This is a genomic window from Paenibacillus filicis, assembly GCF_038070315.1.
In the GTDB taxonomy this organism is placed as follows: domain Bacteria; phylum Bacillota; class Bacilli; order Paenibacillales; family NBRC-103111; genus Paenibacillus_G; species Paenibacillus_G filicis.
The window spans coordinates 1-24,113 of record NZ_JBBPCC010000040.1 but is presented as its reverse complement, the minus strand read 5'-3'; the positions used below and the strand labels follow the sequence as shown (position 1 = coordinate 24,113).

General features: G+C 54.3%; 24 protein-coding genes. All 24 read left to right on the top strand.

The features are described 5' to 3' along the window. Window positions 1-12 precede the first annotated feature (12 nt). Window positions 13-894, top strand: coding sequence for a carbohydrate ABC transporter permease (locus WMW72_RS34515; protein ID WP_341420135.1), 882 nt, complete (start codon window positions 13-15; stop codon window positions 892-894). Between the two features lie 2 nt (window positions 895-896). Beyond that, window positions 897-1,724, top strand: a complete 828-nt coding sequence (locus tag WMW72_RS34510; protein ID WP_341420134.1) for a carbohydrate ABC transporter permease — start codon at window positions 897-899, stop codon at window positions 1,722-1,724. A 215-nt stretch (window positions 1,725-1,939) separates the two neighbouring features. Continuing rightward, entirely contained in the window at window positions 1,940-2,707 is a 768-nt protein-coding gene (locus tag WMW72_RS34505) for a vWA domain-containing protein (RefSeq protein WP_341420133.1), read from the top strand. Next, complete coding sequence (locus WMW72_RS34500; RefSeq protein ID WP_341420132.1) at window positions 2,691-3,605, top strand: protein kinase domain-containing protein; 915 nt, start codon at window positions 2,691-2,693, stop codon at window positions 3,603-3,605. The genes WMW72_RS34505 and WMW72_RS34500 overlap by 17 nt, the downstream gene beginning before the upstream one ends. Before the next feature lie 76 nt (window positions 3,606-3,681). Next, entirely contained in the window at window positions 3,682-5,112 is a 1,431-nt protein-coding gene (tilS, locus tag WMW72_RS34495; RefSeq protein WP_341420131.1) for a tRNA lysidine(34) synthetase TilS, read from the top strand. Between the two features lie 11 nt (window positions 5,113-5,123). After that, the gene (gene hpt, locus WMW72_RS34490) at window positions 5,124-5,663 is read left to right on the top strand and encodes a hypoxanthine phosphoribosyltransferase (protein ID WP_341420130.1); all 540 of its coding nucleotides are present in this window, start codon (window positions 5,124-5,126) and stop codon (window positions 5,661-5,663) included. 71 nt (window positions 5,664-5,734) lie between these two features. After that, window positions 5,735-7,711: an ATP-dependent zinc metalloprotease FtsH gene (gene ftsH / locus WMW72_RS34485; protein WP_341420129.1), complete on the top strand. Its 1,977-nt coding sequence runs from the start codon at window positions 5,735-5,737 to the stop codon at window positions 7,709-7,711. A gap of 275 nt (window positions 7,712-7,986) precedes the next feature. After that, on the top strand, window positions 7,987-8,925 hold the full coding sequence (gene nadA / locus WMW72_RS34480; RefSeq protein WP_341420147.1) for a quinolinate synthase NadA: 939 nt from the start codon (window positions 7,987-7,989) through the stop codon (window positions 8,923-8,925). 35 nt (window positions 8,926-8,960) lie between these two features. Further along, window positions 8,961-10,574: an L-aspartate oxidase gene (gene nadB, locus WMW72_RS34475; protein WP_341420146.1), complete on the top strand. Its 1,614-nt coding sequence runs from the start codon at window positions 8,961-8,963 to the stop codon at window positions 10,572-10,574. Then, the gene (gene nadC, locus WMW72_RS34470; RefSeq protein WP_423227641.1) at window positions 10,564-11,448 is read left to right on the top strand and encodes a carboxylating nicotinate-nucleotide diphosphorylase; all 885 of its coding nucleotides are present in this window, start codon (window positions 10,564-10,566) and stop codon (window positions 11,446-11,448) included. Before nadB ends, nadC begins: the two co-directional genes overlap by 11 nt. Next, window positions 11,445-12,209 carry a type III pantothenate kinase gene (locus tag WMW72_RS34465; protein ID WP_341420128.1) on the top strand — a complete coding sequence of 255 codons (765 nt, stop codon included), beginning with the start codon at window positions 11,445-11,447 and terminating at the stop codon, window positions 12,207-12,209. The genes nadC and WMW72_RS34465 overlap by 4 nt, the downstream gene beginning before the upstream one ends. Window positions 12,210-12,249: 40 nt before the next feature. Further along, window positions 12,250-13,122 carry an Hsp33 family molecular chaperone HslO gene (gene hslO / locus WMW72_RS34460; RefSeq protein ID WP_341420127.1) on the top strand — a complete coding sequence of 291 codons (873 nt, stop codon included), beginning with the start codon at window positions 12,250-12,252 and terminating at the stop codon, window positions 13,120-13,122. Between the two features lie 69 nt (window positions 13,123-13,191). Beyond that, entirely contained in the window at window positions 13,192-14,151 is a 960-nt protein-coding gene (locus WMW72_RS34455) for a peptidyl-prolyl cis-trans isomerase (RefSeq protein WP_341420126.1), read from the top strand. A 98-nt stretch (window positions 14,152-14,249) separates the two neighbouring features. Further along, the gene (cysK, locus tag WMW72_RS34450) at window positions 14,250-15,188 is read left to right on the top strand and encodes a cysteine synthase A (protein WP_341420125.1); all 939 of its coding nucleotides are present in this window, start codon (window positions 14,250-14,252) and stop codon (window positions 15,186-15,188) included. A 179-nt stretch (window positions 15,189-15,367) separates the two neighbouring features. After that, window positions 15,368-16,924: an anthranilate synthase component I family protein gene (locus WMW72_RS34445; RefSeq protein ID WP_341420124.1), complete on the top strand. Its 1,557-nt coding sequence runs from the start codon at window positions 15,368-15,370 to the stop codon at window positions 16,922-16,924. Window positions 16,925-16,930: 6 nt separating this feature from the next. Beyond that, window positions 16,931-17,512, top strand: coding sequence for an aminodeoxychorismate/anthranilate synthase component II (gene pabA, locus WMW72_RS34440; protein ID WP_341420123.1), 582 nt, complete (start codon window positions 16,931-16,933; stop codon window positions 17,510-17,512). After that, a complete protein-coding gene (locus WMW72_RS34435) occupies window positions 17,509-18,414 on the top strand; it encodes an aminotransferase class IV (protein WP_341420122.1) in 906 nt (301 codons plus the stop codon). The genes pabA and WMW72_RS34435 overlap by 4 nt, the downstream gene beginning before the upstream one ends. Further along, window positions 18,407-19,255, top strand: coding sequence for a dihydropteroate synthase (gene folP, locus WMW72_RS34430; RefSeq protein ID WP_341420121.1), 849 nt, complete (start codon window positions 18,407-18,409; stop codon window positions 19,253-19,255). The genes WMW72_RS34435 and folP overlap by 8 nt, the downstream gene beginning before the upstream one ends. Window positions 19,256-19,286: 31 nt before the next feature. Next, entirely contained in the window at window positions 19,287-19,676 is a 390-nt protein-coding gene (folB, locus tag WMW72_RS34425) for a dihydroneopterin aldolase (RefSeq protein WP_341420120.1), read from the top strand. Beyond that, the gene (folK, locus tag WMW72_RS34420) at window positions 19,654-20,178 is read left to right on the top strand and encodes a 2-amino-4-hydroxy-6-hydroxymethyldihydropteridine diphosphokinase (protein WP_341420119.1); all 525 of its coding nucleotides are present in this window, start codon (window positions 19,654-19,656) and stop codon (window positions 20,176-20,178) included. The genes folB and folK overlap by 23 nt, the downstream gene beginning before the upstream one ends. Continuing rightward, window positions 20,160-20,390, top strand: a complete 231-nt coding sequence (locus tag WMW72_RS34415; protein WP_341420118.1) for a helix-turn-helix domain-containing protein — start codon at window positions 20,160-20,162, stop codon at window positions 20,388-20,390. The genes folK and WMW72_RS34415 overlap by 19 nt, the downstream gene beginning before the upstream one ends. Before the next feature lie 45 nt (window positions 20,391-20,435). Then, window positions 20,436-21,428 carry a tRNA dihydrouridine synthase DusB gene (gene dusB / locus WMW72_RS34410; RefSeq protein WP_341420117.1) on the top strand — a complete coding sequence of 331 codons (993 nt, stop codon included), beginning with the start codon at window positions 20,436-20,438 and terminating at the stop codon, window positions 21,426-21,428. Between the two features lie 203 nt (window positions 21,429-21,631). Next, complete coding sequence (gene greA / locus WMW72_RS34405) at window positions 21,632-22,108, top strand: transcription elongation factor GreA (RefSeq protein ID WP_341420116.1); 477 nt, start codon at window positions 21,632-21,634, stop codon at window positions 22,106-22,108. A gap of 131 nt (window positions 22,109-22,239) precedes the next feature. Next, a complete protein-coding gene (lysS, locus tag WMW72_RS34400; protein WP_341420115.1) occupies window positions 22,240-23,736 on the top strand; it encodes a lysine--tRNA ligase in 1,497 nt (498 codons plus the stop codon). The last annotated feature ends 377 nt before the right edge of the window (window positions 23,737-24,113 follow it).

Below are 24,113 nucleotides of genomic sequence, written 5' to 3'. Positions count from 1 at the left end.
GGAGGTTATGTGATGAATAAGGTATTGAGAAATCCATACGCGTATCTGGTGTTCGTAGTGCCTGCGCTGATTTTGTATTTGACCTTTTATGTCGTGCCGTTGTTTCAATCGCTGCGCTATTCCTTTACCAGCTGGAACGGGATCAATGAACCAGTGTTTAACGGGCTCGAAAACTTTCGCAAGGCGTTTGACGATCCGAAGTTCTGGATCGGCTTCTGGAACAACCTGTATTTTGTCGGCTTTTCCCTGTTCATTCAAGTACCGGTCATTATTTTCGTCGGCATTGTCATCAGTTATGTCAGACGCTTGCTAGACTTCTACAAAATTTCCGTATTTATGCCCAGTATTCTCTCGACGGCCTCGGTCGGCGTGATCTGGCAGTTTATCTATAAGCCTGACGCAGGCTTGCTGAACCAGCTTCTGAAGACGGTGGGCTTATCCGAATGGGCCAAGCCGTGGCTGGGTGATCCGAACTCTGCGATGACTGCGCTGCTCGTAGCCAACGCCTGGCAATGGACAGGGTTCTACGTGGTGCTTATATTGGCCGCTATTTTCGCCATTCCATCGGAAGTGCTCGAGGCGGCGGAAATCGATGGTGCCGTCGGGTTTAAGAAGGCCTGGATGGTTACGGTTCCTCTGATTCGCCCGGTAATTACAGTCATCATGCTCTTGTCGATTACAGGTGCGATGAAGGCGCTGGATATCGTATTGATTATGACAAACGGAGGACCCTTCGGCAAATCGGAAGTCATGGGGACCTATATGTATAAACAGGCGTATTCGTTCGGCGACTTCGGCTACGCGAACGCCATCTCCATTATCATCTTTGTCTTCACCGCTGTCATTACTCTGCTGTTCAATCTCATGACCCGACAAAAAGAAAGGGGGAACTGACAATGAAAAAAGCGCTGGGCAAAGCCTTTCCGCATCTCGTCTTGATTCCGTATGTGCTGGTTGTCATTTTCCCTCTGTACTTTATCTTGATCTCATCGCTCAAGTCTAACGACCAGATTATGATGAAACCCTGGAGCTGGCCTTCGGAGTTTGTCATGACGCATTATACGAGTGCCTTGTCATCCAATCACATCGGCGTTTATTTCTTCAACAGTCTGTACATTTCCACTGTATCGACGCTAGGCTCCGTTATTCTGGCGACCTGCATCGCCTTCGCGGTAACCCGGATGAGATTCCCGGGGCTAAGCAAGCTGGTGTACGGTTTGCTGTTGATCTCCTTGCTGATTCCGCCTGCCTCTCTGCTGATTCCGCTGTACATTATGGTCAATGATCTAGGCATCTACAATACGCCGCTTGCGCTCATTATTCCGTATATGTCCTTCGGCATCCCGCTGACAGTATTTATTGTCGCCGCCTTTCTGAAGTCGGTTCCGGCCGAGTTGGAGGAAGCGGGCATCATGGATGGGCTCAGCGTATTTGGGCTTTTGTTCAAGATATTCATCCCGATCAGCTTGCCGACGCTCGTGACGGTCTTCATCATCAACTTCCTGGGTCACTGGAACGAATACATCCTGGCTAATTTGTTCCTGTCGACGCAGACGCTGCGAACCTTGCCGGTAGCGGTCGTTTCCTTCGCCGACAAGTTCAATATGAACTATGGAGCGCTGTGCGCCTCCATCATGATCAGCGTATTGCCGGTCATCATCATCTTCACTTTTCTGCAGCGGCAGATCATCGAAGGCGTTACCGCAGGCAGTGTTAAGGGATAACCGGATTCGCTGGATTCGATACCTTGAAGATCACAGGGCTGCTACGGCTTGACGGCGACCCTGCTGTTCGCCATGCAACCGCCAAGAGCTTCGGCTCGGGCGGTTTTTCTGCGTCTTCTGGAATCGCGCGAGATCGGGAGAGCCCAACAAGTTTAGAATTCTCCCATTTGGAAAAAATAAGAATGATATAAAGCTTCCATAGGGAGGAAATGGCGATGAACCAAATCATACTGATTACAGATGGATGCTCCAATGTAGGAATCAGTCCGGTCGTGGCGGCGGCGCGCGCCAAGGCTGAGGGAATCATAGTCCATGTGGTCGGAATTACCGACGACGGAGAGCTAGGCCTGCTGGGGGCGGAGGAAATCCGTGAGATCGCTCAGGCGGGCGGCGGTATCAGCCGGATGGTTAAGCCCGACCAGCTATCCCATACCGTGCAGATGATGACGCGCAAAACGGTGGCCCAGACGGTGCGGCAGGCGGTCGGACAGGAGCTGCGTACTATCCTTGGGCATGATCGGGTGGAGGCTCTGCCGCCGGAAGAACGCTCGGAGGTCGTCCGGGTGATCGACGACTGGTCGGAGCGGGCGCACTTGAAGGTTGCACTGCTGATAGATGCGAGCGCCAGTATGAAGCCCAAGCTTCAAGCTGTCAAGGAAGCGATCCACGATCTGCAGCTCAGTCTGCAGGCGCGCGCCGGGGAGAGCCAGGTGGCGGTGTTTCATTTCCCGGGAAACGTCAGCGGGGATCAGGAGGTAGAAATGGACCTCGATTGGACAGCTAACCTTGCAAATGTCAACCGGTTGTTCTATAAATTAAACATGAGGGGTACGACGCCGACAGGCCCGGCCCTGATGAAAGTGGTTCAATTTGTCGCCGGGAATGCCGATACGTATGAATATGAGACTACGCCTGCCGCTCCGGCGCAGCTGGGGGCAGGAAGAACGCGCGAGGAAGGGATTTGGAGTGACTATATCGTTTGAGCTCTCCTTCTCTCCGGGGACGGTTATCGTAGGGAAGTGGAACCAGAATACGTATCAGGTCGAGCGGCTGCTTGGGGAAGGGGCCAACGGCAAGGTCTATCTCGTCAGAAGAGGCAAGAAGCAGTATGCGATGAAGCTGGGCTTCGATGTGGTGGATCATCAATCCGAAGTGAACGCGCTGAAGGTGCTGTCGCGTTCCTCGACGTCCTTCCAGCATGTCTGGATCGAAGCGGATGATGTCGAATGGAACGGCATAGAGTATCCATTCAGCGTGATGCGATATATCAAAGGTCGGTCCTTGACCGACTTCCTGCGGAGCAAGGGGCTGGACTGGACCTATCTGATCGGCCTGAATCTGCTTCGCAAGCTGGAGGAGCTGCATGCGAGCGGGTATGCGTTCTGCGATCTGAAGGCGGAGAACATGCTGGTGACCGAGTACGGGGAAGTGGAGTTGATAGACTTCGGCGGTGCCACAGCCAAGGGGCGCAGCGTTAAGCAATTCACCGAGGTGTTCGACCGCGGCTACTGGGGAGCGGGCTCGCGCACAGCTGACGACGGCTACGACCTGTTCTCTTTCGCGGCGCTGATGCTTAGTGTGACGGACAGGGAACGTAAGTTCGTGCAGGCTGCCGGGATGCTTCCGCAGAACCGCAGCGTAGAGACTTTGCTGGAGATGCTGGGACATAACCGTCAGCTTCGAGCCGTAGAGCCCGTGCTGCGCAAAGCGCTTACGGGCCGTTACACGACCTCGAAGCAGGCGCTCGCCGACTGGCGGGCCCGCAGTCTTCAGTCCGGCCGCCCGGTTCGTAAACAGGCGGTCAAGGGCTCGTGGATCACTTTGTGCTTTGCGGCTTCGATCGTGCTATTTGCCGCTGCGTTGTATTACTCGTTTATGTAAGTCGCGACAGCTTGCAAGTTCAGCCTACAAGCCTCTGCAGAGGAACGAGGGCTGGGGATAGAGGAAGGGAGCGGCTATGGAAGCAGGATGGGCTTTACGAACGAAGGTAGAACGGTTTATCAGCGAACAGTCGCTGCTGACCGAAGGAGACTCAGTCGTGATAGCGGTATCGGGAGGGCCCGATTCCGTTGCGCTGCTGCATCTCCTTTTCGCGTTGTCCGGGTCGTGGGGATGGACATTGACGGCGGCGCATGTGGATCATGGCTACCGGGGAGAGGAATCGGCCGAGGAGGCGGAGTTCGTACGCAGTCTAGCCGCTGAGTGGGGTGTGGGCTTCCGCATGGTCAAGCTGGATATGCCTGCCTATCTGGCTCATTACGGGGGGAATTCGCAGGCGGCAGCCCGGAACCTGCGCTATGATTTCCTTCATCGGGTTGCCGAGGAGACGGGCGCACAGCGCATCGCGCTGGCGCATCATGCCGACGACCAGGCGGAGACGGTCCTGATGCGGCTGCTTAGAGGGACGGGCCCCTCTGGGCTGGCTGGTATTCCGCTCAGACGGATGGAGGGGAAAACGGAACTTGTCCGCCCCTTACTCCGTATATATAAAACGGACCTTATCGCATACTGCCGGGACGTAGGATTGCCCTATCGTACGGACAGCAGCAATCTGGAGACTAAATATTTCCGCAATCAACTAAGACTGGATGTGCTGCCCTATTTGTCTACCTATCAGGACCGGCTTCCCGAATCATTGAATCGGCTGGCAGAGATGGCCGCAGCGGAGGACGATCTCCTCACGGAGCAAACCCGGGAATTGTTCGAAGCGCATGTGACCGCCGCAGACGGCATTTTCTCCTGGTCGGCCGGATGGTTTGCCGCTCTGCACGTCGCTTTACAAAGGCGGTTGATTAAACTAATATTAAGGTATCTTGCTCAAGATACGGAATGCGCCGATTACCAGAGGATCGAACGAATCCGCAGTGCCGCGGCCCGTGTTCAGGCAGCAAATCTTCGGATATCCGTGGATTCCGCACTCATGCTCAGCCGGGAATATGATCGCGTCATGCTTCATACTATGGTGTTACCACCTGCCCCATATGCGTATGAGGTGGCGGTAGGACAGACTGAGCTCTCGATAGCCGAGACCGGGGTGCTGATGAAATTCCATTGGGTGCATCGGGGTGATGCCGTGCCCCCATGCCCGGAGGGTGCTGTCCGTGCCGAGTTCGATGGATTGGACATGTCATGGCCTTTACTGATCCGCAGCCGCCAGCCGGGAGACCGTATGGCTCCTTATGGACTAAACGGGTCGAAAAAAGTAAAGGATATGTTCATTGACGCGAAGGTGCCTGCAAGGATCCGGGAGCGTATCCCCGTCGTAGCCGACGGGAGCGGGAGGATTCTATGGCTGCCAGGGGTTCGGCGGTCCTCACTGGCGATGGTCCGGGAGGAAAGCGAGCGCAGGCTGGTCATGGAGCTGCAAGCCGATTTTAACTTACAGTAGGAGGACTACTCTTGCAAAACGACGTTCAAGAAATTTTGTACACCGAGAAGCAGATTCAAGACAAAGTGAAAGAAATGGGAGACATGATCAGCCGGGACTTCGAAGGCCGGAACCCGCTCGTCATCTGTGTGTTGAAGGGCGCGTTTATCTTTATGTCCGATCTGGTTAAGAATATTTCGATACCTCTGGAGCTTGACTTCATGGCGGTATCCAGCTACGGGCATTCGACCAAATCTTCTGGTGTAGTGAAGATCATCAAGGATCTGGACATTCCGGTTGAAGGCCGTCACATTCTCATCGTTGAGGATATTATCGACAGCGGTCTGACGCTGAGCTACCTGATCGATGTGCTCGAGAGACGCAACGCCTTATCCATTACAGTGGCCGCTCTTTTTGACAAGCCGGCGCGTAGAACGGCGGACTTGGACGCAGACTATAAAGGGTTTGTGATCCCGGATGCGTTCGTGGTTGGCTATGGTCTCGACTACGCGGAGAAGTACCGCAATTTGCCTTATATCGGCATTCTGAAACCCGAGATTTACTCCACTTAGCATTTCTTGAGATGCCGAGACTTGCTGTGGTACAATATACAAAGTTGCCGTTTGTCGAGAGGAGGTAGGGGATGAATCGCATTATACGTAACACAGGCTTTTATCTGCTGATTTTTTTGGTCACCGTCGGAATCGTCCATTTCATAAGCACCCAGAATGATCAGAAGTCAGTCATAAGCTATGGCGACCTCCGGGTGCAATTGCAAAACAAGAATGTAGATTCGATCATCATTAAGTATGATGCCCAAACGTATTTGGTCAGGGGGACACTCAAGAACGCGGATACGCCGGAGAAGAAAAATTTTGAAGCCCGTGCGCCGTATGAACAGGGAGACACGAATATCTTCCGGTTGGTTGAACAAAGCGACATTCCCACCAGTAAGATCGTCATCGAGAAGATGGAAGGGGATAACATTTGGATCAGCTTCTTCACATCCATTATCCCATTCGTGATCATCTTTATCTTGTTTTTCTTCCTGATGAATCAAGCCCAGGGTGGCGGCGGAAAGGTCATGAACTTCGGCAAGAGCCGCGCAAGGCTCTATAATGAAGAGAAGAAGCGCGTTACCTTCGAAGACGTGGCCGGAGCCGATGAGGAGAAACAAGAGCTTGTCGAGGTGGTCGAGTATCTGAAGGATTCGCGGAAGTTCGCTGCTGTCGGTGCGAGAATACCTAAAGGGGTACTGCTCGTAGGTCCTCCGGGTACCGGTAAAACGCTGCTTGCGAGAGCAGTAGCCGGGGAAGCGGGCGTTCCGTTCTTCAGTATAAGCGGTTCGGATTTCGTCGAGATGTTCGTTGGGGTCGGTGCATCCCGTGTGCGTGACTTGTTCGAGAATGCCAAGAAGAACTCCCCTTGTATCATATTTATAGATGAGATTGATGCAGTTGGCCGTCAGCGCGGCGCCGGTCTCGGCGGCGGTCATGACGAGCGCGAGCAAACGCTCAATCAGTTGCTCGTCGAGATGGACGGCTTCGGCGCCAACGAAGGCATCATCATCGTAGCAGCAACGAACCGTGCGGATATTCTGGACCCTGCTTTGCTTCGTCCGGGACGTTTCGACCGTCAGATTACCGTAGATCGCCCAGACGTGAAGGGCCGTGAAGCGGTACTGAAGGTTCATGCACGCAACAAGCCGCTAGCTAAGGACGTGAAGCTGGATCAGCTCGCGCGTTATACGACAGGCTTCTCCGGAGCCGACCTTGAGAATCTTCTCAACGAATCTGCGCTGATTGCGGCACGCCGCAACCGCAAGGATATCTCCATGGAGGAGATTGACGAAGCATTCGACCGTGTCATTGTCGGTACGCAGAAGAAGAACCGTGTGATCAGCGAGCGTGAGAAGCGGATGGTTGCCTTCCACGAGGCGGGCCATACGATTGTCGGTATTCATGCCGAGCATGCGGACGTGGTGCACAAGGTTACGATCATTCCGCGCGGCCGCGCCGGCGGATATGTCATGATGCTCCCTAAAGAGGGAGAAGACAAGATGATGCAGACGAAAAACGAGCTGCTGGATAAAGTAACAGGGCTGCTTGCAGGGCGCGTATCCGAGGAGCTGTTTATCGGTGAGATTGGTACGGGTGCCTACAGTGACTTCCAGCGTGCGACCGGTATCGTCAGACGCATGATCACCGAATTCGGGATGAGCGATAAGCTCGGACCGATGCAATTCGGTACGACACAAGGCCAAGTATTCCTGGGCCGTGACATCGGGCATGAGCAGAACTACAGTGATGCGATTGCCTATGAGATCGACCAGGAAATGCAGACGATCATCCGCAGCTGCTACGAGCGGGCGAAACAGATTTTGACCAAGTACAGTGATCAGGTCCGCCTGATCGCCGAGACACTGATCGAGAAGGAAACGCTGGAGAAAGACCAGATCAAAGAATTGATCGACAGCGGCAAGCTGGCAGCGTTACCTGATTCCCCGGAAGATGCGGGCGATGAGCTCAAGGTCAATATCCAAAGCCAAGAGCCGACGGCTGATGCCAACAAGCTCGGCTTTGACAAAAAGGATTCGGATGACGAGTCCAATAATACCTAAGCTATACCGAAAACCGGTGCCTCAGAGCACCGGTTTTTTCTTTTGTCCTTGGACTAAATGAAGGCTATTTGCGAGAAACTAAGCATAAGCCGTCGAGGAATGGAACAGGCACCTTCGAATTGCCAGTATTCGCCCCCATTCTCAGCTATTTAAGCATTGACATGGCAGGGGCCGCACGTGTAAATTAGGTGTAAATCTTTATTATCTTTGTGAACATTTTCACCATCTATTCAGGTGGGGTCTTAACTTACGACGTACGTAAAGGAAGGTGCATGATGGAAGCTCTGGCTTTGGAACGTAAAGCTGAACAGCAGCGTGAACTCAAAGAACGTATTATGCAACTGAAAAAAGAACGAAATGCTATCATTCTTGCTCATTATTACCAGCGTGACGAAATTCAGGAGGTCGCCGATTTCCGGGGAGATTCCTTCTTATTGGCTCAAAAAGCGGCTTCTACCGATGCCGAAGTCATCGTATTCTGCGGTGTTCACTTCATGGGAGAAAGCGCTAAAATTCTTGCTCCGAATAAGACGGTTCTCATTCCCGATGAGCGTGCGGGCTGTCCGATGGCGGATATGGTCAATGTCGATGGTCTGCGTGCGCTCAAGAAGCAGCACCCGAATGCCAAGGTTGTCGCTTACATCAATACATCCGCCGATGTGAAATCCGAAACGGATATTTGCTGTACGTCGGCCAACGCCATTAAGGTCATTGAGTCTGTAGATGCCGAAGAAATCATCTGGGTTCCGGATAAAAACCTCGGCGATTACGTTTCCAAATTCACAGACAAAAAGATGATTATTTGGGAAGGCTACTGCAACACGCATGACATGCTGACGGTCAAGGATGTTGAAGAAATGAAGGCTCTTCATCCGAATGCCCAATTCGTCGTTCATCCAGAATGCCGTCCTGAGGTTGTCAAATTAGGAGACTTCGTCGGTAGTACAACTGCCATTATTAAATATTGCAAGGAATCCGATTGCCAGGAATTTATCGTCGGCACCGAGGATGGAACCGGTTACCAGCTTCGCCTGGACAGCCCTAATAAAACGTTCCACTTCGCAACGAAGTACCTGGTTTGCCCGAACATGAAGGTGAACAACTTGAAGAAAGTCGTCAAGTGCCTGGAAACGAACAGCCCACAAATCTATGTACCGCAAGATGTGGCCGACAAGGCCCGTGCATCCTTGGAGCGCATGCTGCAGGTCAAGTAGCATGCGCTACTTCTCTTGTTGGGAAGGTGAAGATAGTGATTCCGCGTTATATGGTTAATTTTGATCTGGAGCAGCTTCCGACTGTACATACCGATGTCATCGTGATCGGCGCTGGCATCGCGGGGCTGTTTACGGCTCTTCGCAGCGCCGAGAAGCATAAGGTGCTGATGGTCACCAAGAAGTCTCTGCTCGACAGCAATACCCGTTATGCTCAAGGTGGGATCGCCGCTGTGATCTCAGATGAGGATTCCCCTGCCTACCACAGACAAGATACACTGATTGCGGGAGCAGGCTTATGTTCGTCCAGCGCTGTCGATGTGCTCGTGCATGAAGGCCCGGCCGGCGTCAAGGACTTGGTCCGGATGGGCACAGAGTTCGATATGGAAGATGGCCGCTATGCGCTGACAAAAGAAGGGGCACACAGCCAGCGACGCATCCTGCATGCCCAAGGGGATGCCACAGGAGCGGAAATTGTGCGTGCGCTTTCTGAGAAAACGAAACAGGACCCGAACATCGAGATCTGGGATGACCACTTCGTGATCGATCTGATTACACATGAGGGCGAATGCTTCGGTGCGCTCGTCCAGAGACCGAATGGAAGCCGAGTGTTCGTAAAGGCTAAGGCTACGCTGTTATGTACCGGCGGTGCGGGACAGCTGTTCCGCTATACGACGAACCCTGACATTGCAACGGGTGACGGAATTGCTATCGGTTACCGGGCAGGCGCCCATATCCGCGATGTGGAATTTGTCCAATTCCATCCGACGGCCTTATGTTATCCGGGCGCGCCTCGTTTTCTGATTTCCGAGGCGGTGCGTGGAGAAGGTGCTGTCCTGCGAAACATGAACGGCGAACGCTTCATGGAGCGCTATCATCCGCAGCTCGAGCTGGCACCGCGGGACATCGTGGCCCGCGCGATCGTCAGTGAGATGGAGAATACAAAGTCTACGTTTGTTTATATCGACTTTACCCATGAATCCGAAGAAAGCGTGAAGCAGCGCTTTCCGACTATTTACGAGACTTGCTTATACTATGGGCTGGATTTGTCCTCCGATTGGATACCGGTAGCACCGGCTGCTCATTATATGATGGGCGGTTTGGAAACGGATCTTCATGGGGAAACACAGGTGAAGCGGCTGTTTGCCTGCGGAGAGGTGTCTTCGACAGGTGTACACGGCGCCAACCGGCTCGCCAGTAATTCCTTGTCCGAAGCTATCGTTTTCGGCCGACGCATTGTGAAGCGAATCGATAAGCTGCCGCCGATCGGCGAAACCCCGCCGGTTCGGGAGCTTAAGCGCTCCCAAGAGCATGCCACCCAGCCGGTCGTTGAGAAGAAGTTGAAGCTGCAGAAGCTGATGCTTCGATATGCAGGGCTTGTTCGCAACGGGAAGGGATTGGCCAAGGGCTACGAGGAATTGAAGCGGCACTTGACGATTTTCGACTGCTCGCTAAGCAAGCGAGAGGAATATGAATTTGCTAACCTGCTTATTTGCGGCCTGCTCACGACAGAAGCGGCGCTGATTAGAGAGGAAAGCCGCGGGGGACACTACCGGGAGGATTTCCCGGAGCGGGATGACCTGGTTTGGCGGAAGCACACCGTATTCAGCCGCGGGAATGGAACGACGGAAGGACGGATCGATGATGTTTGAGATAAACCGGACGGCGCTGAACCAAAGCATCCGTGCCTGGCTTGAAGAAGATATCGGAATGGGCGACGTGACGACGATGACGACCATTCCCGAGGAATCCCAGTCTACCGGGATCATCCATGTGAAGGATACGGGCTTCGTTGCTGGACTTGCCGTGGCGGAAGCGGTCTTCGCTATCGTGGACCCTGAGCTCCGCTTTGAGGTCAAGGCGACGGAAGGACAAGCCGTACAGGTGGGAACCGTACTGGCCGAGGTACATGGCGCTACCCGCAGTATTCTGCTCGGCGAGCGTCTGGCGCTGAATCTGCTTCAGCGGATGTCTGGAATTGCGACGCGCACCCGCCAGTTTGTCGATAAGCTGGACGGGCTGCCGACGCGTCTTGTCGATACGCGCAAGACGACGCCCGGACACCGGATGCTGGAGAAATACGCGGTACGTGTAGGCGGGGGACATAATCACCGTTATGGCTTGTATGATGCCGTGATGATCAAGGATAATCATATTAAGGGTGCAGGCGGCATCACCCAGGCGATCCGCAGCGCCCGGGCGAACATCCCTCATACGATGAAGATCGAGATCGAGGTCGAGAACTTCGAGCAATTGGAGGAGGCTCTCGCTGCCGGACCGGATATTGTCATGTTGGATAATATGAAGCCTGAGCAGATGCGGCAGGCGGTTCAGCGCATGAAAAGCGAGGCGCCGCATATTCTGATAGAAGCCTCTGGCATGGTTAGCTTGGACACCGTCCGCGCGATCGCCGAAACCGGGGTTGATGTCATCTCCGTCGGCCGGCTGACTTATTCGGTCCAAGCGCTGGATATCAGCCTGGATCTCAATGAGCGCAAGAGTGCCGGGGAGGCCGGCCGCGCATGATCCTGGTCGTAGATGTGGGCAATACCAACATCGTACTGGGACTATACCGGGAGAAGCAGCTGCTGCATCACTGGAGACTCAGCACGAGCCGGTCGACCACAGCGGACGAGTATGGAATAATGATGTATAATTTATTTCAGCATGCAGGCATTGGGCTTGAGCAGGTCGAAGGAGTGATTATCTCCTCTGTCGTACCGCCGCTGATGTTCGTGCTGGAGCAGTTATGCGCCAAATATATCAAGAAGACGCCTATGGTTGTCGGGCCCGGGATCAAGACGGGGCTTAATATCCGGTATGAAAATCCGCGAGAGGTCGGCGCGGACCGGATCGTGAACGCCGTCGCGGCCATCGAGCTGTATGGTCCGCCTTGTATTGTCGTGGATTTCGGCACGGCGACGACTTTGGATTATATCGACGAAAAGGGACAGTATATCGGAGGCGCTGTCGCTCCGGGCATCGGCATCTCGACCGAGGCTTTGTACCAGCATGCTGCCAAGCTGCCGCGTATCGAGCTAGTCAAGCCGAGAAGCGTGGTAGGGCGGACGACGGTTTCCTCCATGCAGGCCGGGATCATTTACGGCTTCGCCGGTCAGGTGGACGGTATTATCGACCGGATCCGGGCAGAATACAAGACCGATCCGTATGTGGTGGCAACCGGAGGGCTGGCGGAGCTGATCGCCAGCGAATCGCGAACGATCCAATTGGTCAATCCGCTGCTGACTTTGCAGGGACTGCGGATCATTTACGAACGGAATATGTGAATCGATACAACCGATTCAGGGGTATATAAAGGAGAGAGCTATGCAGGATTATTTGATTAGAGCGACAGCCCTTGAGGGCAAGGTGCGCGCATTTGCTGTGAGAACGAAAGCCGTTGTGGAAGAATTGCGGGTCCGGCATCAGACGACCCCGACGGCAACGGCCGCGCTTGGACGGACAGCGACGGCTGCACTGATGATGGGTGCTATGCTGAAAGGCGAAGAGCAGCTTACTATTCAGGTGAAGGGTGGAGGCCCAATCGGCCAAGTCGTGGCCGATGCCAATGCCAAGGGCGAAGTGAGAGGCTATGTGACGAACCCGTCCGTTGATCTCCCGCTGAATGCGATCGGGAAGCTGGATGTTGCGGGCGCCGTAGGCACGGACGGATTTTTGTACGTGACCAAGGACTTGGGGCTGAAGGAGCCTTACCGGGGCAGTATTCCGATTATTTCGGGAGAGCTCGGCGAGGATTTCACGTATTACTTCGCCCAGTCTGAACAGACACCGTCCGCCGTGGCACTCGGCGTGCTCGTCGATGTCGATTATACAGTGAAAACGGCCGGCGGATTCATCATTCAGCTGCTGCCGGGACTCAGCGACAGCGAAATCGCCCGGCTGGAGAAGCAGCTCGCGGGGCTGCCGCCGATTACTACGCTGCTGGCGGAGGGCGAGAGTCTGGAGTCGATTCTAAGCGGGCTGCTGCCGGATGTTCAGGTGCTGGAACGCAGCGAGGATATCCGGTTTCAGTGCAAATGCTCACAGGAGCGGGTTGAACAGACGCTGATCAGCCTGGGAAGATCCGAACTGGAGCAGCTGCTGGCCGAGGACGGGCAGGCGGAGGTTTCCTGTCATTTCTGTAATGAAACGTACCGGTTCACCGGGAGCGATCTAACCGCGCTGATCGAATCGTTGTAAAGCGTACCGATAGAAGCGTCAAAGCGGTTATACCGGAGTCAAGCGAGTGATCATATGAGGGGATAGGACATGCGAAACGTTAAGGTACTATGGGGAATGCTCTCGATCCTGCTGGTCGCCGTCGGCGTCCTTTCCTCCGTATTAACGGCCCGCCTCTATCAGCAATCTGACGCTGATGCCCATTCGAAACCGGAACCGCCGAGCAAGGCCGAGCAAGAGCGAGCGATTGCCAGCATCGGAGAACAAGTTATTACGCGGCAAGATTTGCAGCAACAATTGCTTCAAAAATACGGCAAACAAGTGCTCGACCAGATGATCGACCGGGAGGTCGTTCGCAAGGAAGCGGGAGCGGTCGGGATCAAGGCCGATGAACCTGAGATTAAGCGGGAACTGGAACGGATGCAGCAGGGGTACGAGAGTGAAAGCCAGTTTTATCAGGCGATGGAGCAGCAGCTGGGCTTGACGCGCGATGAGTTGAACGCTGACGTCAAGCATAAGCTGCTGATGGAGAAAGTGTCGATCCAGGGAATTCGGGTCGAAGATGGGGCCGTGGAAGATTATATCCGGAGCCATCAGGAAGAATTCAAGCCGACAGTCAGGCTGAGACTGGAACAGATTGTAACGGCGAGCAAGGACCAGGCGAACCGGGCCAGCTCCGATCTGGCCAAAGGAACGGATTTTGCCAAGGTGGCCAAGGAGCGATCGCTGGATGATGCGACCCGCACTTCTGGCGGCGATCTGGGGTGGCTGGACGAGGATGATCCGTTCACGCCTCCGGCGATACTGAAGGCAGGCAAGCAGCTTCAGCCGGGGCAGGTGTCGAAGCCGATCGAGGTGGACGGCAAGTACGTGCTGCTCAGGCTGAAAGAGCGAAAGGTGCTGAGCAAGGGATCGGAGGAAGCGATCCGTGAGCAGGTCCGGCGCGAGCTGGCTCTGCGTGAGGCGCCTCCAATGAAGGAAACGATGGCGAAGCTCCGCGTCAAATGGAATGTTCAAATCCGGGAGTCGGAGCTGGTAGCTTCCGGATAATTTTTATATTGACAACCTCCTCAGGGGTTGATAATATTGACAGTATAATACCCAGCAAAATAGTCGGATATTTTCAATGCTCTGAGGAGGAGAATACAATGGCAAGATTAGTTCAAAGCATCACCGAATTGATTGGGGATACACCGCTTGTAAAGCTAAACCGCGTAGTGCCGGAGGGCAGCGCTGAAATTTATGTCAAGCTGGAGTACCAGAACCCGGGTGCCAGCGTGAAGGACCGGATTGCCATCAGCATGATCGAAGTGGCTGAGCAGGAAGGCCGCATCAAGCCGGGCGATACGATCGTAGAGCCAACGAGTGGTAACACAGGTATCGGTCTGGCATTAGTCGCAGCGGCTAAGGGCTACAATGCGATTCTAGTTATGCCGGAGACGATGTCCATCGAGCGCCGCAATTTGCTGCGCGCTTACGGAGCTCAGCTCGTGCTGACGCCTGGAGCAGAAGGCATGAAGGGTGCGATCAAGCGTGCGGAAGAGATCGTAGCTGAAAATCCTGGTTATTTCATTCCTCAACAATTCAAGAATCAGGCGAACGTTAAGATTCACCGCGAAACGACCGGACCTGAAATTGTGGAAGCGATTAACTCCCATGATGGCAAGCTGGATGCCTTCATCGCGGGTATCGGTACAGGCGGAACGATCACAGGCGCCGGCGGCGTGTTGAAAGAAAACTTCCCTGATATCAAAATCTATGCCGTTGAGCCGGCTGCATCCCCTGTCCTTTCCGGTGGCAAGCCAGGACCTCATAAAATTCAAGGTATCGGCGCAGGCTTCGTTCCGGATATTCTGAACACCAGCCTGTATGACGCAGTGCTGACCGTTGAGAATGACGATGCCTTCGAAACTTCGCGCCGCGTAGCGAAAGAAGAAGGGATCCTCGGCGGTATTTCTTCCGGCGCTGCGATCTTCGCAGCACTGAAGGTAGCCAAGGAACTGGGAGCAGGCAAGCGCGTTGTGGCTGTCATTCCTAGTAACGGTGAACGTTACCTGTCCACACCTTTGTACCAATTCGAAGACTAAGCATAAGCCATATCGGCAGCAGCCCGCTCCACGTGAGCGGGCTGTTTGCGTACGCAGCTTCTCGGGGTTTGACCGAAGCTGGGCATAACCGGATGAGGAATCCTCTTTTTTTCACGGCTATTTTCAAGTATACTAATCCCAATACTTGAATCCGAACGGAAGAAAAGGCGGAATGGCCGATGCTATTGACATCTTATGAGAACTGGACAAGCTGGGCAGGCAAGCATACCGTCCTGCCTTATGTCCAAAGCTTCCCGCTGAAGGAAGCCTCCCTGCTTTCCTGGGCACCTGCCTGGGAATCAGCAGGACCCGGCGCATTCGTCCTGGAGAGCGGCAAGGGAGGACGCTATACCTTCCTCGGGCTGCGCCCAGTCTCCGAAATCCGGGGAACCGGCATACAAGCCGTGATCACGGACCAGGGTCAGGAGCCGGTGAATCGGACCGGCAAGCCCCTAGAGCTCGTCAAGCAGTGGATGGCTCCCTACCAATCGCCGATCGTGGAGGGAGCTCCCAAATGGCTGGGCGGCTGTCTCGGCTTCTGGGGCTATGACGTTATCCGTACGATTGAACGGCTGCCGGTCCGCGCAGCAGCGGATCTGCCGGTGCCTGATTACGCCTTCGTTCGTGTGGACGAGCTATGGATTATCGACCATCAGGAGGATAGGCTGTATTGTGCTTATCATACGCATGTACCGGCAGGTTCTCCCCTGGAGGATAACGACTGGCTGCGGGAGCGGTACGAGGCTGCTGCGCATGCCGTGGCGGACATGAGGACGCTATGGGAGCGGCTGGAAGCTGCTTGGAGAACGACCGAGTTCGTCCAAGAGGCTGAGGAGAAGCGCCGGAGCATTGAGGAAGACCGTCTGCAGGTTGATATGGAGTCCATGCCGGGCATTGAAGCCGACTTCCGGCGGGAGGACTATATAGCAGCCGTGCAAAGAACCCGCGACTATATCGGGGCTGGCGACGTGTTCCAGATCAATCTATCCGTCAGACAGCACAAGTCGCTGTCCGCCAAGCCTGACGATATTTACGAATGGCTGCGTAGAGTGAACCCGTCCCCTTATATGGGAATGCTCCGCTTCGCAGATTTTCAGCTCGTGTCCGGTTCGCCGGAGCTGCTGGTGCAATTGGAGCGGGGCGTTGTCCGTACCCGTCCGATCGCCGGGACGCGGCCCCGTGGCGCCAGCCCGGAGGAGGACCAGCGGCTCGCTGATGAGCTGATTCATCACGAGAAGGAGCGTGCCGAGCATATCATGCTCGTTGACCTGGAGCGTAACGATCTTGGACGTATCTCGGAATATGGCAGCGTCCGGGTCAAGGACTTTATGGTCATCGAATATTACTCCCATGTGATGCACATCGTCTCTGAGGTGGACGGCAAGTTGGCTGCAGGCCGTGATGCGTTCGATGTGATAGCAGCTACGTTCCCGGGCGGAACGATCACCGGAGCGCCCAAGATCCGCACCATGGAGATCATCGAAGAGCTGGAGCCGGTCCGGCGCGGACCGTACACGGGGTCCATGGGCTGGATAGACTACAATGGCGACATGGAATTTAATATTATTATCCGTACGCTCGTGGCTGCGGACGGCGTAGGCTATGTGCAAGCCGGTGCAGGGATCGTCATCGATTCCGTGCCGGAGAAGGAATATACCGAATCGATGAATAAGGCCAAGGCCATGTGGAAAGCCATCCAATACAGCGAGCGGCAGCCGATTAGCCGCAGGAGGTAGTTTACGATGATTCTAGTGATCGATAATTACGATTCTTTTACGTACAACCTGGTGCAGTATCTCGGCGAGCTTGGCCAGGAGATCGTCGTTCACCGCAATGATGAGATCGATATCGCAGGCATTGAGGCGCTAGCGCCTGACCATATTCTCATCTCTCCCGGCCCTTGTACGCCTAATGAGGCGGGCATCAGCCTGGCGCTCATCGATCACTTTAAAGGCAAAATCCCGATCCTGGGCGTCTGTCTGGGCCACCAGTCCATCGGGCAGATTTTCGGCGGCGACGTCATCCGGGCTGAGCGTCTGATGCACGGTAAAACATCCGAGATTTTCCACGATGGCCGCAGTGTATTCGAGGGAATTCCGTCTCCCTTCACAGCTACGCGATACCACTCGCTGATTGTGAAGCGGGAGACGTTGCCGGATTGTCTCGAGATTACCGCAGAGACAGCAGAGGGCGAGATCATGGGCTTGCGTCACAAAGAATACCCGATCGAGGGTGTGCAGTTCCATCCGGAATCGGTCATTACGGATTATGGTCATCAACTGCTCCGCAACTTCCTGCAAGGAACGGTCGGCAGCCGGGCATGATCATCGATTGCAACGGGACCCTTATAGAGGAACAACAAGCCGTGGTCTCCGTATATGACCACGGCTTTCTCTATGGTATGGGCTTATTCGAGACGTTCCGGACTTATGGAGGCCAAGCTTATCTGCTGGACTGGCATCTTGAAAGGCTGCTGGACGGCTGTGCGTCGCTGGGCATCCGCTACACCCCTGACCGCGCAGAGCTGGAGCGGAGGTTCGGGGCTCTGCTGGGCGCCAATGGACTGCGCGATGCGTACTTTCGTCTGACGGTGACAGCAGGCGTCGAAGCGCTCGGCTTGCCCGGCGGAGATTATGAAGCCCCTAGCGACTGGATCTATATGAAGGCGCTACCGGCTTACGATCCGATTGTATTTCCCGAATCCAAAGCGCTGCAGCGCCTTTCCCTGCGAAGGAATACGCCTGAAGGGCCAGTCAGACTCAAGTCGCTGCATTATATGAACAATATTCTTGCCAAGCATGAGATGCGCGCCTATCCTTGGGCGACAGGGGCTGAAGGGTTGTTCCTGGACGGAGCGGGAGACCTATGCGAGGGCATGGTCAGTAATTTGTTTTTTGTCGAGGGGGACCGCTTGCTGACGCCTTCCGTAGACACGGGGCTGCTGCCTGGGATTACGAGGCGCAAGGTGCTGGCGCTTGCGGAGGAACTGCAGCTTGAGGTGCGCGAAGGAAGGTACGGCTGGGAGCGGCTGGTTGGAGCACAGGAGGCGTTTCTTACGAATTCCATTCAAGAGATCGTGCCGGTGACCCGGCTGTTTGACCTGGATGGGACCTCTTACCGGTTGGGGACTGGGGAGCCCGGACCACTGACGGAGCGCATCCAGCACGGCTATCGCCGGGAAACGGGCCGGCTGTTTGCAGAGAGGGGCAATAGGGTATATGAATAAGAATGTTTGGACAACGCCTGGAGGCGTAGCCTCTATGCTGCAAGGAAACGGACGCACACTCGTGATGGGGATTCTGAACGTAACTCCGGACTCTTTCTCAGATGGCGGCTCTTACGTGGAAATTGAAGCTGCCGTAGACCATGCGCGTCAGATGGTGAGTGAGGGAGCGGATATTCTGGATATCGGCGGCGAGTCGACCCGCCCGGGAGCCGCCCCCGTCAGCGCACTGGAAGAGCAGAGACGGGTGCTGCCTGTCATCAGAGCGCTGAGAGAGGCAGGGATCTCAGCCCCGATCTCGGTCGATACGTACCGGGCAGAGACGGCCCGCGAGGCGATGCTGGCCGGTGCTACGATCATCAATGACATCTGGGGGCTCCTAGAGGACCCGGGGATGGCGGAGGTGGCCGTCCGGTTTGGCTGCCCGATCGTTCTTATGCATAATCGCAGGGAAGCGGTGTATGCTAATTTTATACAGGATGTCGTGGAAGATTTGCGCCTTGCCGTAGGCAGGGCGCAGGAGGCCGGTATCCGTGACGAGCAGATCGTGCTCGATCCGGGGATCGGCTTTGCCAAGTCTTATGAGCAAAATCTGCAGCTGATGAATGAGCTTCATCAGATCGCCGCTCTGGGCTATCCGGTGCTGCTCGGTACCTCGCGTAAGCGAATGATTCATCAGACGCTGGGGCTGCCCGCAGACGATGTGGTGGAAGGAACCGCGGCCACCGTGGCGCTCGGGATCGCCCAGGGCTGCGGCATCGTGCGGGTACACGATGTTCGGGCCATGCGGCGTGTAGCCGATATGACAGATGCCATCATCCGGCATCGCCATGCAGAGGCCTAAAGCTGGTCAAGGAAATGGGGGAATGGATGATATGGATAAAATTACAATGAAGGGCATGTCCTTCTTTGGCAACCACGGGGTTTTCCCCGAAGAAAATAAGCTAGGACAGCGCTATGTGGTCGATACGACTCTGCATATGCCGCTGGATGAGGCGGGCCGTACTGATGCGCTGGAAGAAACGGTCAACTACGCGGAGGTATGCGAACTGATCCGCAGAATCGTCGAAGAGCGTACCTATAAGCTGATCGAGGCGCTGGCCGAAAATATTGCATCCGAGGTTCTATCCACTTATACTGGTATACATGCCATTACGGTATGTGTACACAAACCGAACCCGCCGGTCGCAATTCAGTTTGACGGAGTGTCGGCAGAAATTTATAGAAAGCGGGCATCATGCAATGAACGCACCGGACGCGGATGAGCGCGAGCCGCTAATCTTGGCTTATATCGGACTGGGCTCCAATATCGGGGACCGGTCGAATTATTTATCGGAGGCTATCCGTCTGCTGGCGGAGGAAGAATCCATTGAACTGGCATCACGTTCCGGCATTTATGAGACCGAGCCGGTCGGCTATGTGGACCAGGACGCTTTTCTGAATATGGTCGTTGCCGTCACTACATCCTTAAGCTCGAGCGAGCTGCTGGAGCGAATGCAGCGAGTCGAGCAAAGACTTGGGCGAAAGCGCGAGATTCATTGGGGTCCCCGGACTATAGATTTGGACCTGCTGCTGTTCGGCGATGTCCATCAGGATGCCCCTGATTTGATACTGCCCCACCCCCGCATGATGGAGCGGGCTTTTGTGCTCGTTCCGTTGATTGATGCGATGGAGAAGTTGGAGGCAGCCCGTGCCCGGACGTATCGGGAGCAGCTTGAACGGGTAGAAGGAAAGGAAGGCGTTATCGTTTGGAAAAAAACGTGCTAGCACAGCGCATCCGCGCTTTTCGCAAACTAAAAGGCTTGACGCAAAATGAATTGGCCCAGCGTCTCGGTGTTTCGATTGCCGTGCTCGGTGCGGTTGAGAGGGGAACACGCAAGGCTGACGAGTCCATCATTCTTAAGATATCCGAGACGCTCGGGATCGACCCGGAGGAGTTGGCTCCCGATTTCGTTTCCTCTAGAGGTATACGTTCTTAGGGTTTAGATGCACGTATGACCAGATCCGGAAAGGAGTGAATATTCATGCTTACAATTGGCAATGTAACAGCCCCTAACAACGTGGTTCTTGCCCCGATGGCAGGAGTCTGCAACCCGGCTTTCCGGCTGATCGCCAAAGAGTTCGGCTGTGGGCTGGTCTGTGCGGAGATGGTCAGCGACAAGGCGATTCTGCACGGCAACCACCGTACGCTCGATATGCTGTTCGTAGATGAGAGGGAGAAGCCGCTCAGTCTGCAAATCTTCGGAGGAGATACGGAGACGCTGGTCGAGGCGGCCAAGTACGTCGATGAGCATACGAATGCCGATATCATCGATATCAATATGGGCTGCCCGGTCCCCAAAATCACCAAATGCGACGCCGGGGCGCGCTGGCTGCTGGACCCAGGCAAGATCGAGCAAATGGTGTCGACTGTGTCGAAGGCTGTCAGCAAGCCACTAACCGTTAAGATGCGTATCGGCTGGGATGACGATCATGTGTACGCCGTTCAGAACGCCAAGGCTGTAGAAAATGGGGGCGGCGCGGCAGTAGCCGTGCATGGCCGTACCCGGGTTCAGATGTATACCGGTCATGCCAACTGGGATATCATTAAAGAGGTTAAATCGTCGGTAAAAATACCCGTGATCGGCAACGGCGACGTCTTTACGCCGGAGGATGCCAAGCGGATGCTCGATCATACCGGCGTGGACGGTGTGATGATCGGCCGTGCGGCGCTGGGGAATCCGTGGATGTTGTACCGGACTATCCAGTACTTGACCCATGGGGAGCTGCCCGACGATCCGACTCCGCAGGAGAAGATCCGTATCGCCATCCTTCATCTGGACCGGCTCGCGGCACTCAAGGGAGAGTCGGTGGCCGTGAAGGAAATGCGCAAGCATCTGGCCTGGTATCTGAAAGGACTGCATGGTGCGGCCCGCATCAAGGACTCGATTATGGAGCAGACGAGGCGCGATGCGATGGTACAGCTGCTGAATGATTTCATCCACACGCTGGAGGATCGCGAATTGGCGGCGCAATAGGTTTGCAGCCGCATGGAAACCAGCCCGCTAACTCAATTGGCTGACATTGACATTTAAGTAGGCTTGAAATATAATCAGGCAATAGTCATCGGGGTCAGCGGAAATAAACCGCTTTCCATGCGTTCATATTGCAATTACTCGAACTCATGTTCGGTCGTGCTGGTTCTTATGAAAATCTTTCACAGGACGGGAGATATGTGGCAATGAGCGAAAAAGAAGTCATTCTCACCCAGGAAGGTCTGAAGAGGCTCGAAGAAGAGCTTGAACACCTGAAATCCGTCAAGCGCCGCGAGGTGGCGGAGCGGATTAAAGTAGCCATCGGCTACGGAGACATCAGTGAGAACTCCGAATACGAGGATGCGAAGAATGAACAGGCGTTCGTCGAGGGACGTATTATCACCTTGGAAAAGATGCTTCGCAATGCCCGTATTATCAATAATGACGAAGTGGATACGGATACCGTAAGCGTAGGCTCGAAGGTTACTCTGAAGGATCTTGAGTTTGGAGATATTCTGGAGTATTCCATTGTCGGCACTGCTGAATCCGATCCGTTCCAGAACAAAATCTCGAATGAAAGCCCAGTCGGGAAGTCCATTCTCGGTAAACGCAAGGGCTCTGTTGTCGACGTAAACGTACCTGCCGGCGTTATTCAATATGAAATTATCGATATTAAGAAGTAACAGGCAGGTCCTTTTGAAGAAGCTTCCTCAGGAAGCTTTTTTGCCTATTGACCCAGCATCGGAAGGGTAAGCCGAGTTTTTCGCTGGGCGGCGGGCGGCAGTTCTTACTTACGAATCAAGGAGCGAAAAACATGACGGTCGAATTGGAATTAAATGAATTGCTTCAAATCAGACGCAACAAGCTGGATGAACTGCGTGCGCTGGGAGTCGATCCCTTCGGGCAGAAATTCGAGCGCTCCCATCACGCGGGCGATATCGCCAAAACCTATGAGTCCAAGACCAAGGAAGAGCTGGATGAACTCTCGGTCGAAGTGAGCATTGCGGGCCGGATTATGCAGAAGCGGGAAATGGGTAAAGCCGGCTTTGCCCATGTACAGGACATTACCGGCAAAATTCAAATTTACGTACGGGCGGATGCCTTGTCTGAGAATAAGTACAAAGCCTATAGCCTGCTGGACATCGGGGATCTGATCGGCGTGCGCGGCAGCTTGTTCCGTACGAAAACGGGAGAGCTCTCGATTAAGGCCGACTCCGTGACAGTCATGTCCAAGTCGCTGCTGCCGCTACCGGAGAAGTATCACGGCCTGAAGGATGTTGAGCTGCGTTACCGCCAGCGCTACGTCGACCTGATCATGAACCAGGATGTACAGCAAACGTTTATTACCCGTTCCAAGATCATTCAATCGATGCGCCGTTACCTGGATGCCCGTGGATATCTGGAAGTGGAGACGCCGACACTTCATGCGATTGCGGGAGGAGCTGCGGCCCGTCCGTTCATCACGCATCATAATGCCTTGGACATGCAGTTGTATATGCGGATCGCCATCGAGCTGCATCTCAAGCGCTTGATCGTGGGCGGTATGGAGAAGGTGTACGAGATCGGCCGCGTTTACCGGAATGAGGGCATCTCGACTCGTCATAATCCCGAGTTCACCATGATCGAGCTGTATGAGGCGTATGCCGATTACCACGATATTATGAAGCTTACCGAGGAAATGATCGCGCATATCGCGCAGGAAGTGCTCGGCACGACCAAGATCATGTACCAGGGTCAAGAGATCGACTTGTCGCCATCTTGGCGCCGTGTGACGATGGTAGATGCGATTAAGGAAGTCGTTGGCGTAGATTTTAGCGTAGAAATGAGCGATGAAGAGGCCCATCGTCTAGCCAAGGAGCATAAAGTGCAGGTAGAGCCTACGATGACGTACGGTCATATCGTCAACCAATTCTTTGAGACCTTTGTTGAAGAAACACTTATTCAGCCAACCTTCATTACAGGGCACCCGGTGGCTATCTCGCCGCTGGCGAAGAAAAGCGAGACCGACCCGCGCTTTACGGACCGGTTTGAGCTGTTTGTCGTGGCCCGTGAGCATGCCAATGCCTTCAGCGAGCTGAATGATCCGATCGATCAGCGCCAGCGCTTTGAAGCGCAGCTTGTCGAGAAGGAGCAGGGCAATGACGAAGCTCATGAGATGGATGATGATTTCATCCGTGCGCTTGAATACGGGATGCCGCCTACAGGCGGACTAGGCATCGGAGTAGACCGTCTGGTCATGCTGCTGACAGATGCTCCTTCGATCCGTGACGTGCTGCTCTTCCCATTGATGCGTGAGCGCCAGGGAGAGTAATTATTGGTTAGAGTAGAGTGCGGCTTGTTACTTGAGCCGTGCTCTTTTTCTTTCATAAAATCTTTTTTGAAAAAAACACTTGCATTCCTCTCTACGATTTGATATATTACATCTTGTCGCTTCGGGGCACACAAGAAATGAGAGAAAAGAAATAAAAAAACTCTTGCATTGTGATGTGAAGATGTGATAAAGTATAAAAGCTGCTTTCGACGGAAGGTAAAAACGAAGTCGAAAAACGGCGAATGAAAACCAATTGCCCTTTGAAAACTGAACAACGAGTGAGTGTTAAATAGAGAATGAAAATTCTCGCTAGCATTACTTTTGAGCAAGTCGAACAAACCTTGTAGTCATTTCGACCTTCGGATCGAAAAGACTAC

What these genes read in the sequence shown, in the direction of transcription:
- WMW72_RS34515 (WP_341420135.1), top strand. Translation starts at nt 13, where the DNA reads ATGAATAAGGTATTGAGAAATCCATACGCGTATCTGGTGTTCGTAGTG.
- WMW72_RS34510 (WP_341420134.1), top strand. Translation starts at nt 897, where the DNA reads ATGAAAAAAGCGCTGGGCAAAGCCTTTCCGCATCTCGTCTTGATTCCG.
- WMW72_RS34505 (WP_341420133.1), top strand. Translation starts at nt 1,940, where the DNA reads ATGAACCAAATCATACTGATTACAGATGGATGCTCCAATGTAGGAATC.
- tilS (WP_341420131.1), top strand. Translation starts at nt 3,682, where the DNA reads ATGGAAGCAGGATGGGCTTTACGAACGAAGGTAGAACGGTTTATCAGC.
- ftsH (WP_341420129.1), top strand. Translation starts at nt 5,735, where the DNA reads ATGAATCGCATTATACGTAACACAGGCTTTTATCTGCTGATTTTTTTG.
- nadA (WP_341420147.1), top strand. Translation starts at nt 7,987, where the DNA reads ATGGAAGCTCTGGCTTTGGAACGTAAAGCTGAACAGCAGCGTGAACTC.
- nadC (WP_423227641.1), top strand. Translation starts at nt 10,564, where the DNA reads ATGATGTTTGAGATAAACCGGACGGCGCTGAACCAAAGCATCCGTGCC.
- WMW72_RS34465 (WP_341420128.1), top strand. Translation starts at nt 11,445, where the DNA reads ATGATCCTGGTCGTAGATGTGGGCAATACCAACATCGTACTGGGACTA.
- hslO (WP_341420127.1), top strand. Translation starts at nt 12,250, where the DNA reads ATGCAGGATTATTTGATTAGAGCGACAGCCCTTGAGGGCAAGGTGCGC.
- WMW72_RS34455 (WP_341420126.1), top strand. Translation starts at nt 13,192, where the DNA reads ATGCGAAACGTTAAGGTACTATGGGGAATGCTCTCGATCCTGCTGGTC.
- cysK (WP_341420125.1), top strand. Translation starts at nt 14,250, where the DNA reads ATGGCAAGATTAGTTCAAAGCATCACCGAATTGATTGGGGATACACCG.
- WMW72_RS34445 (WP_341420124.1), top strand. Translation starts at nt 15,368, where the DNA reads ATGCTATTGACATCTTATGAGAACTGGACAAGCTGGGCAGGCAAGCAT.
- pabA (WP_341420123.1), top strand. Translation starts at nt 16,931, where the DNA reads ATGATTCTAGTGATCGATAATTACGATTCTTTTACGTACAACCTGGTG.
- WMW72_RS34435 (WP_341420122.1), top strand. Translation starts at nt 17,509, where the DNA reads ATGATCATCGATTGCAACGGGACCCTTATAGAGGAACAACAAGCCGTG.
- folP (WP_341420121.1), top strand. Translation starts at nt 18,407, where the DNA reads ATGAATAAGAATGTTTGGACAACGCCTGGAGGCGTAGCCTCTATGCTG.
- folB (WP_341420120.1), top strand. Translation starts at nt 19,287, where the DNA reads ATGGATAAAATTACAATGAAGGGCATGTCCTTCTTTGGCAACCACGGG.
- folK (WP_341420119.1), top strand. Translation starts at nt 19,654, where the DNA reads ATGAACGCACCGGACGCGGATGAGCGCGAGCCGCTAATCTTGGCTTAT.
- dusB (WP_341420117.1), top strand. Translation starts at nt 20,436, where the DNA reads ATGCTTACAATTGGCAATGTAACAGCCCCTAACAACGTGGTTCTTGCC.
- greA (WP_341420116.1), top strand. Translation starts at nt 21,632, where the DNA reads ATGAGCGAAAAAGAAGTCATTCTCACCCAGGAAGGTCTGAAGAGGCTC.
- lysS (WP_341420115.1), top strand. Translation starts at nt 22,240, where the DNA reads ATGACGGTCGAATTGGAATTAAATGAATTGCTTCAAATCAGACGCAAC.